This is a genomic window from Streptomyces sp. YIM 98790 (assembly GCF_011421595.1).
Classification (GTDB): domain Bacteria; phylum Actinomycetota; class Actinomycetes; order Streptomycetales; family Streptomycetaceae; genus Streptomyces.
In genome coordinates this window covers 16,650-26,485 of record NZ_WTLH01000009.1, presented here as the reverse complement: position 1 = coordinate 26,485, position 9,836 = coordinate 16,650, and the positions used below count along the sequence as shown (strand labels likewise).

Below are 9,836 nucleotides of genomic sequence, written 5' to 3'. Positions count from 1 at the left end.
TGTTGAAGGGACAACCATGGAAGCCAGGGCTCAGGCGCGGTACATCCGCGTCACGCCCATGAAGGCCCGCCGTGTGGTGGACCTCATCCGTGGGCTGGACGCCACGGAGGCCCAGGCGGTCCTGCGATTCGCCCCGCAGGCCGCGAGTGTGCCGGTCGGCAAGGTGCTGGACAGCGCCATCGCCAACGCCGCGCACAACTACAACCACAGCGACGCCTCGACGCTCTACGTCTCCCAGGCGTACGTCGACGAGGGCCCGACCCTGAAGCGGTTCCAGCCGCGCGCCCAGGGCCGCGCCTACCGGATCCGCAAGCGGACCAGCCACATCACCGTGGTCGTCAGCAGCAAGGAAGGGACCCGGTAATGGGCCAGAAAGTCAACCCGCACGGGTTCCGGCTCGGCGTCACGACCGACTTCAAGTCGCGCTGGTACGCCGACAAGCTGTACAAGGACTACATCAAGGAAGACGTCGCGATCCGCCGCATGCTCACCCAGGGCATGGAGCGGGCCGGCATCTCCAAGGTGGAGATCGAGCGCACCCGTGACCGGGTCCGGGTGGACGTGCACACCGCACGCCCGGGCATCGTGATCGGCCGCCGGGGCGCCGAGGCCGACCGCATCCGCGGCCGGCTGGAGAAGCTCACCGGCAAGCAGATCCAGTTCAACATCCTCGAGGTCAAGAACCCCGAGACGGACGCCCAGCTGGTGGCCCAGGCGGTCGCCGAGCAGCTGTCCTCCCGGGTGTCCTTCCGCCGCGCCATGCGCAAGTCCATGCAGGCGGCCATGAAGGGCGGGGCCAAGGGCATCAAGATCATGTGCTCCGGCCGGCTGGGCGGCGCCGAGATGTCCCGCTCCGAGTTCTACCGTGAGGGCCGGGTGCCGCTGCACACCCTGCGTGCCAACGTGGACTACGGCTTCTTCGAGGCCCGCACCACCTTCGGCCGCATCGGTGTGAAGGTCTGGATCTACAAGGGCGACGTCAAGAACATCTCCGAGGTGCGTGCCGAGAACGCCGCGGCCCGGGCGGGCAACCGTCCCTCCCGCGGTGCGGGCGCGCCGGGCGGTCCGGGCGGCGGCCGCGGCCGCGGCGGCCGGGGCGGGCGCAAGCCGCAGGGCCAGCAGGGTCAGCAGGGCGGCGGCCAGCAGGGCCAGCAGGCCCAGGGCGACCAGGCCCCGAAGACCGACGTTCCCAAGGCCGAGGCCGCCGCCCCGGCCGCGGAGAACAAGGAGGGCTGAGCAACCATGCTGATTCCGCGCAAGGTCAAGCACCGCAAGCAGCACCACCCGAAGCGCAAGGGCATGGCCAAGGGCGGCACCGAGGTCACCTTCGGCGAGTGGGGCATCCAGGCGGTCACCGGCCACTACGTGACCAACCGGCAGATCGAGGCCGCGCGTATCGCCATGACCCGGCACATCAAGCGTGGCGGCAAGGTGTGGATCAACATCTACCCGGACCGCCCGCTGACCAAGAAGCCCGCCGAGACCCGCATGGGTTCCGGCAAGGGCTCGCCGGAGTGGTGGATCGCGAACGTCAAGCCCGGCCGGGTGATGTTCGAGCTGTCCTACCCGAACGAGAAGATTGCACGTGAGGCGCTCACTCGCGCTGCTCACAAGCTTCCGATGAAGTGCCGGATCGTTCGGCGCGAAACAGGTGAGGCGTGATGGCGGTCGGTACCAAGGCCACCGAGCTGCGGCAGCTCAACGACGACGAGCTCGTGATCAAGCTGCGCGAGGCCAAGGAGGAGCTGTTCCGGCTCCGTTTCCAGGCGGCGACCGGTCAGCTGGAGAACAACAGCAGGCTGAAGGCCGTCCGCAAGGACATCGCCCGGATCTACACCCTGATGCGTGAGCGCGAGCTCGGCATCGAGACGGTGGAGGGCGCCTGATGAGCGAGGACCAGAACAACGTGACGGAAACGACGACCGAGGAGCGCGGCCGGCGCAAGGTCCGTGAGGGCCTCGTCGTCAGCGACAAGATGGACAAGACCGTCGTCGTCGCTGTCGAGGACCGGGTCAAGCACGCGCTGTACGGCAAGGTCATCCGCCGTACCAGCAAGCTCAAGGCGCACGACGAGCAGAACGCCGCGGGCATCGGCGACCGCGTTCTCCTGATGGAGACCCGGCCGCTGTCCGCGACCAAGCGCTGGCGCGTCGTCGAGATCCTCGAGAAGGCCAAGTAATCAGGTAATCCCCTGAGTTTTCTCAGGACGAGTTCCGCCAGGCTCGGCAGGGGCCGCAGGGCCCCTGCCGGGAACCGGCAGACGATCAGGAGACAGACGTGATCCAGCAGGAGTCGCGACTGCGGGTCGCCGACAACACCGGTGCGAAGGAGATCCTTTGCATCCGGGTGCTCGGCGGCTCCGGTCGGCGCTACGCGGGTATCGGTGACGTCATCGTCGCCACCGTCAAGGACGCGATCCCCGGTGGCAACGTGAAGAAGGGCGATGTCGTCAAGGCGGTCATCGTGCGCACCGTCAAGGAGCGCCGCCGCCCGGACGGCTCGTACATCCGCTTCGACGAGAACGCCGCCGTCATCATCAAGAACGACGGCGACCCCCGTGGCACCCGTATCTTCGGCCCGGTCGGCCGGGAGCTGCGCGAGAAGAAGTTCATGAAGATCATCTCGCTCGCGCCGGAGGTGCTGTAACCGATGAAGATCAAGAAGGGCGACCTGGTCCAGGTCATCACCGGCAAGGACAAGGGCAAGCAGGGCAAGGTCATCGTGGCCTACCCCCGCGAGAACCGGGTCCTGGTCGAGGGTGTCAACCGGGTCAAGAAGCACATCAAGGCCGGACAGACCGCGCGCGGTTCCAAGACCGGCGGCATCGTGACGACCGAGGCCCCGATCCACGTGAGCAATGTCGCGCTCGTGGTGGAGAAGGACGGCAAGAAGGTCACCACCCGCGTCGGCTACCGCTTTGACGACGAAGGCAACAAGATCCGCGTTGCCCGGCGGACCGGTGAGGACATCTGATGACTGCCACTGCAACCGCGAACGCGCCGCGCCTGAAGACGCGGTACCGCGAGGAGATCGCGGGCAAGATGCGTGACGAGTTCAAGTACGCCAACGTCATGCAGATCCCGGGTCTGACCAAGATCGTGGTCAACATGGGTGTGGGCGAGGCCGCCCGCGACTCCAAGCTGATCGAGGGCGCCATCCGCGACCTCGCCACGATCACCGGCCAGAAGCCGGCCGTGACCAAGGCCCGCAAGTCCATCGCCCAGTTCAAGCTGCGCGAGGGCCAGCCGATCGGCGCGCACGTCACGCTGCGCGGCGACCGGATGTGGGAGTTCCTGGACCGGCTGCTGTCGCTGGCGCTGCCGCGCATCCGCGACTTCCGCGGCCTGTCGCCCAAGCAGTTCGACGGGCGGGGCAACTACACCTTCGGTCTGACCGAGCAGGTCGTCTTCCACGAGATCGACCAGGACAAGATCGACCGGGTCCGGGGCATGGACATCACCGTGGTCACCACGGCCCAGACCGACGAAGAGGGCCGCGCGCTCCTTCGTCACCTCGGATTCCCGTTCAAGGAGAGCTGACAGACATGGCGAAGAAGGCTCTGATCGCCAAGGCCGCTCGCAAGCCGAAGTTCGCCGTGCGTGCCTACACGCGCTGCCAGCGCTGCGGCCGGCCGCACTCCGTCTACCGCAAGTTCGGCCTGTGCCGGGTGTGCCTGCGCGAGATGGCGCACCGCGGCGAGCTGCCGGGGGTCACCAAGTCGTCCTGGTGACGGCACGCGACCCGACGACCTCCATGGCCGGCGGGGCGGACGCCCCGCGCACGCCCCGCCGCCATGAGCCCAGCGGACCGGCCGTACGGCGGCGGCCCGCACAGATCACGACTACGCCGTAGGTCCCCGCCGCGCTACCGGCGGCGGAGAAACCCCGGCGAGAGAGGCCCAAGGCCATCACATGACCATGACCGATCCGATCGCAGACATGCTCACGCGTCTGCGGAACGCGAACTCGGCCTACCACGACTCCGTGCTCATGCCGCACAGCAAGATCAAGGCGCGCATGGCGGAGATCCTCCAGCAGGAGGGCTACATCAGCGGCTGGCGCACCGAGGACGCCCGGGTGGGCAAGAACCTGGTGCTCGAGCTCAAGTACGGCCCCAACCGGGAGCGCTCGATCGCCGGCCTGAAGCGGATTTCCAAGCCGGGCCTGCGGGTCTACGCGAAGTCCACCGGCCTGCCGCGGGTGCTCGGCGGCCTCGGCGTGGCGATCATCTCCACGTCGCACGGCCTGCTCACCGACAAGCAGGCGCAGAAGAAGGGTGTGGGCGGGGAAGTCCTCGCCTACGTCTGGTAACGGAAGGGAACGGAGGACAAGCAATGTCGCGTATCGGCAAGCTGCCCATCCCGGTTCCCGCCGGTGTGGACGTCACCATCGAGGGCCGCACGGTCGGTGTGAAGGGTCCCAAGGGCTCGCTGTCGCACACCGTGGTCGAGCCGATCGAGGTCGAGCGCGCGGAGGACGGCACCATCGTCGTCACCCGCCCGAACGACGAGAGCCGGAACAGGGCGCTGCACGGCCTGTCCCGCACGCTGGTGGCCAATCTGATCACCGGGGTGACCGAGGGCTACATGAAGCGTCTGGAGATCAGCGGCGTCGGCTACCGCGTCCAGGCCCGGGGCTCCAACCTGGAGTTCGCGCTGGGCTACAGCCACCCGATCACGGTGGAGGCCCCCGAGGGCATCACCTTCACGGTGGAGACCCCGACCCGGCTGACCGTGCAGGGCATCGACAAGCAGAAGGTGGGCGAGGTCGCCGCGCGCATCCGCCGCCTGCGCAAGCCGGACCCGTACAAGGCCAAGGGCATCAAGTACGAGGGCGAAGTCATCCGGCGCAAGGTCGGAAAGGCTGGTAAGTAAGCCATGGCATACGGTGTGAAGATCGCCAAGGGCGAGGCGCGCAAGCCCGCCGCCCGCAAGCGCCGGCACATCCGGATCCGCAAGAAGGTCGCGGGTACTCCGGTGCGTCCCCGGCTGGTGGTGACCCGTTCCAACCGTCACATGGTGGCTCAGGTCATCGACGACGAGAAGGGGCACACGCTGGCCTCGGCCTCCTCGCTGGACGTCGCCATCCGCGGGGTGGACGGCGACAAGAGCGACAAGGCCCGCAAGGTCGGTGCACTGGTCGCCGAGCGGGCCAAGGCGGCCGGTATCGAGGCCGTGGTGTTCGACCGCGGCGGCAACCGTTACGCGGGGCGGATCGCCGCCCTGGCGGACGCCGCCCGCGAGGCCGGACTCAAGTTCTGAGCTGGTCCCGAAGCCAGTCGGAAAGCTGGCGGAGTAGAGAGAGGTAATTCCAATGGCTGGACCCCAGCGCCGCGGTGGCGGCGCCGGTGGCGGCGAGCGGCGGGACCGGAAGGGCCGGGACGGCGGCGCTGCTGCCGAGAAGACCGCGTTCGTTGAGCGCGTTGTCGCGATCAACCGTGTCGCCAAGGTCGTCAAGGGCGGCCGTCGCTTCAGCTTCACCGCGCTGGTCGTGGTGGGCGACGGTGACGGCACCGTGGGTGTGGGCTACGGGAAGGCGAAGGAGGTTCCGGCCGCCATCGCCAAGGGTGTCGAGGAGGCCAAGAAGAACTTCTTCAAGGTCCCGCGGATCCAGGGCACCCTGCCGCACCCGATCCAGGGTGAGGCCGCCGCGGGTGTGGTGCTGCTCAAGCCGGCATCGCCCGGTACCGGTGTGATCGCCGGTGGCCCGGTGCGTGCCGTGCTGGAGTGCGCCGGCATCCACGACGTGCTGAGCAAGTCCCTGGGCTCGTCGAACCCGATCAACATCGTGCATGCCACGGTGGCCGCACTGAAGGGCCTGCAGCGCCCCGAGGAGATCGCCGCCCGCCGTGGCCTGCCGCTGGAGGACGTGGCTCCCGCCGCTCTGCTGCGGGCGCGTGCCGGGGTGGGTGCGTAATGGCCCGCCTGAAGATCACGCAGACCAAGTCGTACATCGGCAGCAAGCAGAACCACCGGGAGACGCTGCGGACCCTCGGTCTGCGGCGGCTGAACCACTCGGTGGTGAAGGAGGACCGTCCCGAGATCCGCGGCATGGTGCAGACCGTGCGGCACCTCGTGACGGTCGAGGAGGTCGACTGAGATGGCTGACTCCCAGGAGAGCAAGCCGCTGAAGCTGCACAACCTGCGGCCGGCCCCGGGCGCCAAGACCGCCAGGACCCGGGTGGGCCGTGGTGAGGCGTCCAAGGGCAAGACCGCGGGCCGCGGCACCAAGGGCACCAAGGCCCGTTACCAGGTGCCGGTCGGCTTCGAGGGCGGGCAGCTTCCGCTGATTCAGCGGCTGCCCAAGCTCAAGGGCTTCCGGAACCCGAACAAGAAGTATTTCCAGGTGGTGAACCTCGACAAGCTCGCCGCGCTGTACCCCGAGGGCGGGGAGGTGACCGTGGCCGATCTGGTGGCCAAGGGCGCCGTGCGCAAGAACGAGCTGGTCAAGGTGCTCGGCCAGGGTGAGATCTCGGTGGCGCTGACGGTGACGGTGGACGCCGTCTCCGGCTCCGCCAGGGAGAAGATCACCGCGGCCGGCGGCACCGTCACCGAACTGCTCTGACCTTTCGGGAAGTCACCGGAAGGTGCCGGGCAGGCACAACGATGCGGACCGGGGGCGCTGCGCGTCCCCGGTTCGTGTCGTTCCGGGCCGGGGTGATGCCCCGGTATGGTTGCCTGCGGTGTTGACTTCCCCGGCCTTTGTGCCGTGGGGTGTGCAGTACACCGAGTACCACCCGAGAACCACCCCTTGCAGTACCCGTCCCGCATCACCGTTGTTGGATCAAGACCGTCACCCCTCTCGCGAGCATCGCGGGGGGCGCAGGAGGAGCCGTGCTCACCGCGTTCGCCCGGGCGTTCCAGACCCCCGACCTGCGCAAGAAGCTGCTGTTCACGCTCGGCATCGTGGTGCTGTTCCGTTTCGGAGCGCACATCCCGACCCCTGGTGTGAGCTATCAAAATGTCCAGGAGTGCGTGGCCGGGCAGGACAGCTCGGGTCTCTTCGGGCTGATCAACATGTTCAGCGGTGGCGCGCTGATGCAGCTGACCATCTTTGCGCTGGGCATCATGCCCTACATCACCGCCTCCATCATTCTCCAGCTCCTGGTCGTCGTCATCCCGCGGCTTGAGGCGCTGAAGAAGGAGGGCCAGTCGGGACAGGCCAAGATCACGCAGTACACGCGTTATCTGACCGTGGCGCTGTCGGTGCTCCAGGCCACCGGCCTGGTGGCCACCGCCCGCAGCGGGCAGCTCTTCCCGGGCTGCACCGCGGACATCATCCCGAACGACTCCATCTTCACCGCCGTGGTGATGGTGGTCTGCATGACCGCCGGCACCGTGCTGCTGATGTGGCTGGGCGAGCTGATCACCGACCGCGGCATCGGCAACGGCATGTCGATGCTGATGTTCGTCTCCATCGCGGCCGGCTTCCCCGGCTCGCTGTGGGCCATCAAGACGAGCGGCGAGCTGGCCGACGGCTGGATCGAGTTCGGCGTGGTCGTCGCCTGCGGCCTTGCCATCGTGGGCCTGGTGGTCTTCGTGGAGCTCGCCCAGCGCCGGATTCCGGTGCAGTACGCCAAGCGGATGATCGGCCGCCGCTCGTACGGCGGCACCTCGACCTACATCCCGCTGAAGGTCAACCAGGCGGGTGTGATCCCTGTGATCTTCGCCTCGTCGCTGCTGTACATCCCGCTGCTGCTGGTCCAGTTCACCGATTCCACCGCCGGCTGGGCGGACTGGATCCGGCGGAACTTCCAGACCATGGACAGCCCGACCTACCTGATCACCTACTTCCTTCTGATCGTCTTCTTCGCCTTCTTCTACGTGGCCATCACCTTCAACCCCGAAGAAGTGGCCGAAAACATGAAGAAGTATGGTGGGTTCATCCCCGGGATCCGGGCAGGTAGGCCCACGGTCGAGTACCTGAGCTATGTGCTGAACCGCATCACATGGCCGGGTTCGCTCTACCTGGGTCTGGTCGCACTGGTTCCAGCCGTGGCCCTGATCATGTTCAACGCGCAGGGCGATTTCCCGTTCGGCGGTACCTCGGTACTGATCATCGTGGGCGTCGGCCTGGAGACGGTTCGGCAGATCGAGAGCCAGCTCCACCAGCGTAATTACGAAGGGTTCCTCCGCTGATGCGTATCGTTCTCGTCGGGCCCCCGGGCGCGGGCAAGGGCACGCAGGCCGCGCTGCTCGCCCAGCGTCTCGGCATTCCGCACATCTCGACCGGTGATCTGTTCCGCGCCAACCTCTCCCAGGGCACCGAGCTGGGGCGCAAGGCGAAGGCGTACATGGACGAGGGGCGGCTGGTACCCGACGAGATCACCGTGGGAATGGCGGCCGAGCGGATGGCCCGGCCGGACGCCGGGCACGGCTTCGTGCTCGACGGCTTCCCGCGGAACATCGCGCAGGCGGAGGCGCTGGACAAGCTGCTGCGCGAGACCGGGCAGACGCTGGACGCGGTGCTGGACCTGGAGGTGCCGGAGGAAGAGGTGGTGCGGCGGATCGCCGGCCGCCGGCTGTGCCGCACGGACTCCTCCCACATCTTCCACGTCCAGTACAACCCGCCGCGGACGGACGGCGTCTGCGACGTCTGCGGCGGCGAGCTGTACCAGCGGGACGACGACCGCGAGGAGACCGTCCGCAAGCGGCTGGAGGTCTACCGCGAGGAGACCGAGCCCATCATCGGCCACTACCGCGCCCAGGGGCTGGTGCGGACGATTTCCGCACAGGACGGCGTCGCCGAGGTGACCGACCGGGCGCTGGCGGCGCTCCCGGTGCGGGACTGAGCCTTCACGGGCCCGGGAACGCCGCTCCGCAACCGGCCGGGTGGGCTGCCACCCGGCCGGTACGCTTGTCGAAGCCGTACCGGCAGCCGCGCACCGAGCAGCGCAAGGAAGAGGAACCGACCCCATGGTGGAACTGAAGACGCCCGAACAGATCGCCAGCATGCGGGCGGCCGGTCTGGTCGTGGCCGAGATGCACCGCCGGTGCGCCGAGGCCGCGGTGCCCGGGGCCACCACCAAGGAGCTGGACGAGATCGCCGCCCGGGTGCTGGCCGATCACGGTGCCAAGCCGAACTTCCTGGGCTACGGCGGCTTCCCCGGCAACATCTGCACCTCGGTGAACGAGGTGGTGGTGCACGGCATCCCCACCGAGAACCGGGTGCTGGCCTCCGGTGACATCCTGTCCATCGACGCCGGCGCGATCGTGGACGGCTGGCACGCCGACGCCGCGGTCACCGTGTTCGTGGGCGAGGGGCACGGCGCCGAGCTGACCGAGCTGAGCCGGGTCACCGAGGACTCGCTGTGGGCGGGCATCGCGGCCATGCGCAAGGGCGGCCGGCTGGTCGACATCTCGCGGGCGATCGAGGGCTATGTGCGCCGCCAGCCGCGGCCCGCCTCCGGCCGCTACGGCATCATCGAGGACTACGGCGGGCACGGCATCGGCAGCCAGATGCACATGGACCCGCATCTGCTGAACTATGTGGACCGGCGGCGCGGCCGCGGGCCCAAGCTGGTTCCGGGCATGTGCCTGGCGATCGAGCCGATGCTCTCGCTGGGCACCAGCAAGACGCATGTGCTCTCCGACGACTGGACCGTGAAGACCAATGACGGTTCGTGGTCGGCGCACTGGGAGCACTCGGTGGCGCTGACCGAGGCCGGGCCGCTGGTGCTGACCGCGCCGGACGGCGGCCGGGAGCGGCTGGCCCGGCTCGGGATCACCGCCGCCCCCGACCCGCTGGCCTGAGCACGCGGGCCTGAGCACACCGGCCTGAGCACGCCGGCCTGCGGCGCGCGGGGTCCGGGAGGGCCGCCGCCGGGCGCCGCTGATC

18 protein-coding genes are annotated in these 9,836 nt (G+C 68.4%); all 18 read left to right on the top strand.

Annotated elements, in window-relative coordinates; genetic code table 11:
* Positions 1–16 precede the first annotated feature (16 nt).
* The 18 genes from rplV (at position 17) to map (ending at position 9,751) form a co-directional block, all read left to right on the top strand.
* Positions 17–364 (top strand): 50S ribosomal protein L22, encoded by a 348-nt coding sequence (gene rplV / locus GQS09_RS03205; protein ID WP_165984422.1) that lies wholly within the window; start codon positions 17–19, stop codon positions 362–364.
* Positions 364–1,236, top strand: a complete 873-nt coding sequence (rpsC, locus tag GQS09_RS03200) for a 30S ribosomal protein S3 (protein WP_165984421.1) — start codon at positions 364–366, stop codon at positions 1,234–1,236. The genes rplV and rpsC overlap by 1 nt, the downstream gene beginning before the upstream one ends.
* Before the next feature lie 6 nt (positions 1,237–1,242).
* Positions 1,243–1,662 carry a 50S ribosomal protein L16 gene (rplP, locus tag GQS09_RS03195; protein ID WP_165984420.1) on the top strand — a complete coding sequence of 140 codons (420 nt, stop codon included), beginning with the start codon at positions 1,243–1,245 and terminating at the stop codon, positions 1,660–1,662.
* Entirely contained in the window at positions 1,662–1,886 is a 225-nt protein-coding gene (gene rpmC / locus GQS09_RS03190; RefSeq protein ID WP_093836627.1) for a 50S ribosomal protein L29, read from the top strand. Before rplP ends, rpmC begins: the two co-directional genes overlap by 1 nt.
* Complete coding sequence (gene rpsQ / locus GQS09_RS03185; RefSeq protein ID WP_165984419.1) at positions 1,886–2,179, top strand: 30S ribosomal protein S17; 294 nt, start codon at positions 1,886–1,888, stop codon at positions 2,177–2,179. The genes rpmC and rpsQ overlap by 1 nt, the downstream gene beginning before the upstream one ends.
* A gap of 98 nt (positions 2,180–2,277) precedes the next feature.
* Positions 2,278–2,646, top strand: a complete 369-nt coding sequence (gene rplN / locus GQS09_RS03180; protein WP_093836629.1) for a 50S ribosomal protein L14 — start codon at positions 2,278–2,280, stop codon at positions 2,644–2,646.
* A 3-nt stretch (positions 2,647–2,649) separates the two neighbouring features.
* Complete coding sequence (rplX, locus tag GQS09_RS03175; protein WP_165984418.1) at positions 2,650–2,973, top strand: 50S ribosomal protein L24; 324 nt, start codon at positions 2,650–2,652, stop codon at positions 2,971–2,973.
* A complete protein-coding gene (gene rplE / locus GQS09_RS03170; RefSeq protein ID WP_165984417.1) occupies positions 2,973–3,539 on the top strand; it encodes a 50S ribosomal protein L5 in 567 nt (188 codons plus the stop codon). Before rplX ends, rplE begins: the two co-directional genes overlap by 1 nt.
* 5 nt (positions 3,540–3,544) lie before the next feature.
* Positions 3,545–3,730 (top strand): type Z 30S ribosomal protein S14, encoded by a 186-nt coding sequence (locus GQS09_RS03165; RefSeq protein ID WP_004571834.1) that lies wholly within the window; start codon positions 3,545–3,547, stop codon positions 3,728–3,730.
* A gap of 181 nt (positions 3,731–3,911) precedes the next feature.
* Positions 3,912–4,310: a 30S ribosomal protein S8 gene (gene rpsH, locus GQS09_RS03160; protein ID WP_165984416.1), complete on the top strand. Its 399-nt coding sequence runs from the start codon at positions 3,912–3,914 to the stop codon at positions 4,308–4,310.
* Between the two features lie 23 nt (positions 4,311–4,333).
* Positions 4,334–4,873, top strand: coding sequence for a 50S ribosomal protein L6 (gene rplF, locus GQS09_RS03155; protein WP_165984415.1), 540 nt, complete (start codon positions 4,334–4,336; stop codon positions 4,871–4,873).
* Positions 4,874–4,876: 3 nt separating this feature from the next.
* Entirely contained in the window at positions 4,877–5,260 is a 384-nt protein-coding gene (rplR, locus tag GQS09_RS03150) for a 50S ribosomal protein L18 (RefSeq protein WP_165984414.1), read from the top strand.
* A gap of 52 nt (positions 5,261–5,312) precedes the next feature.
* On the top strand, positions 5,313–5,915 hold the full coding sequence (gene rpsE / locus GQS09_RS03145) for a 30S ribosomal protein S5 (protein ID WP_165984413.1): 603 nt from the start codon (positions 5,313–5,315) through the stop codon (positions 5,913–5,915).
* On the top strand, positions 5,915–6,097 hold the full coding sequence (gene rpmD, locus GQS09_RS03140; RefSeq protein ID WP_165984412.1) for a 50S ribosomal protein L30: 183 nt from the start codon (positions 5,915–5,917) through the stop codon (positions 6,095–6,097). Before rpsE ends, rpmD begins: the two co-directional genes overlap by 1 nt.
* Position 6,098: 1 nt before the next feature.
* Positions 6,099–6,563 (top strand): 50S ribosomal protein L15, encoded by a 465-nt coding sequence (gene rplO / locus GQS09_RS03135; RefSeq protein WP_165984411.1) that lies wholly within the window; start codon positions 6,099–6,101, stop codon positions 6,561–6,563.
* Between the two features lie 269 nt (positions 6,564–6,832).
* Complete coding sequence (secY, locus tag GQS09_RS03130; RefSeq protein WP_165984410.1) at positions 6,833–8,137, top strand: preprotein translocase subunit SecY; 1,305 nt, start codon at positions 6,833–6,835, stop codon at positions 8,135–8,137.
* Positions 8,137–8,790, top strand: coding sequence for an adenylate kinase (locus GQS09_RS03125; RefSeq protein ID WP_165984409.1), 654 nt, complete (start codon positions 8,137–8,139; stop codon positions 8,788–8,790). Before secY ends, GQS09_RS03125 begins: the two co-directional genes overlap by 1 nt.
* 124 nt (positions 8,791–8,914) lie before the next feature.
* Positions 8,915–9,751 (top strand): type I methionyl aminopeptidase, encoded by an 837-nt coding sequence (gene map, locus GQS09_RS03120; protein WP_165984408.1) that lies wholly within the window; start codon positions 8,915–8,917, stop codon positions 9,749–9,751.
* The last annotated feature ends 85 nt before the right edge of the window (positions 9,752–9,836 follow it).

What these genes read in the sequence shown, in the direction of transcription:
- rplO (WP_165984411.1), top strand. Translation starts at nt 6,099, where the DNA reads ATGGCTGACTCCCAGGAGAGCAAGCCGCTGAAGCTGCACAACCTGCGG.
- GQS09_RS03125 (WP_165984409.1), top strand. Translation starts at nt 8,137, where the DNA reads ATGCGTATCGTTCTCGTCGGGCCCCCGGGCGCGGGCAAGGGCACGCAG.
- map (WP_165984408.1), top strand. Translation starts at nt 8,915, where the DNA reads ATGGTGGAACTGAAGACGCCCGAACAGATCGCCAGCATGCGGGCGGCC.
- rpmC (WP_093836627.1), top strand. Translation starts at nt 1,662, where the DNA reads ATGGCGGTCGGTACCAAGGCCACCGAGCTGCGGCAGCTCAACGACGAC.
- rplX (WP_165984418.1), top strand. Translation starts at nt 2,650, where the DNA reads ATGAAGATCAAGAAGGGCGACCTGGTCCAGGTCATCACCGGCAAGGAC.
- rpsC (WP_165984421.1), top strand. Translation starts at nt 364, where the DNA reads ATGGGCCAGAAAGTCAACCCGCACGGGTTCCGGCTCGGCGTCACGACC.
- rplV (WP_165984422.1), top strand. Translation starts at nt 17, where the DNA reads ATGGAAGCCAGGGCTCAGGCGCGGTACATCCGCGTCACGCCCATGAAG.
- rpsH (WP_165984416.1), top strand. Translation starts at nt 3,912, where the DNA reads ATGACCATGACCGATCCGATCGCAGACATGCTCACGCGTCTGCGGAAC.
- GQS09_RS03165 (WP_004571834.1), top strand. Translation starts at nt 3,545, where the DNA reads ATGGCGAAGAAGGCTCTGATCGCCAAGGCCGCTCGCAAGCCGAAGTTC.
- rplF (WP_165984415.1), top strand. Translation starts at nt 4,334, where the DNA reads ATGTCGCGTATCGGCAAGCTGCCCATCCCGGTTCCCGCCGGTGTGGAC.
- rplE (WP_165984417.1), top strand. Translation starts at nt 2,973, where the DNA reads ATGACTGCCACTGCAACCGCGAACGCGCCGCGCCTGAAGACGCGGTAC.
- rplP (WP_165984420.1), top strand. Translation starts at nt 1,243, where the DNA reads ATGCTGATTCCGCGCAAGGTCAAGCACCGCAAGCAGCACCACCCGAAG.
- rpsE (WP_165984413.1), top strand. Translation starts at nt 5,313, where the DNA reads ATGGCTGGACCCCAGCGCCGCGGTGGCGGCGCCGGTGGCGGCGAGCGG.
- rpmD (WP_165984412.1), top strand. Translation starts at nt 5,915, where the DNA reads ATGGCCCGCCTGAAGATCACGCAGACCAAGTCGTACATCGGCAGCAAG.
- rpsQ (WP_165984419.1), top strand. Translation starts at nt 1,886, where the DNA reads ATGAGCGAGGACCAGAACAACGTGACGGAAACGACGACCGAGGAGCGC.
- rplR (WP_165984414.1), top strand. Translation starts at nt 4,877, where the DNA reads ATGGCATACGGTGTGAAGATCGCCAAGGGCGAGGCGCGCAAGCCCGCC.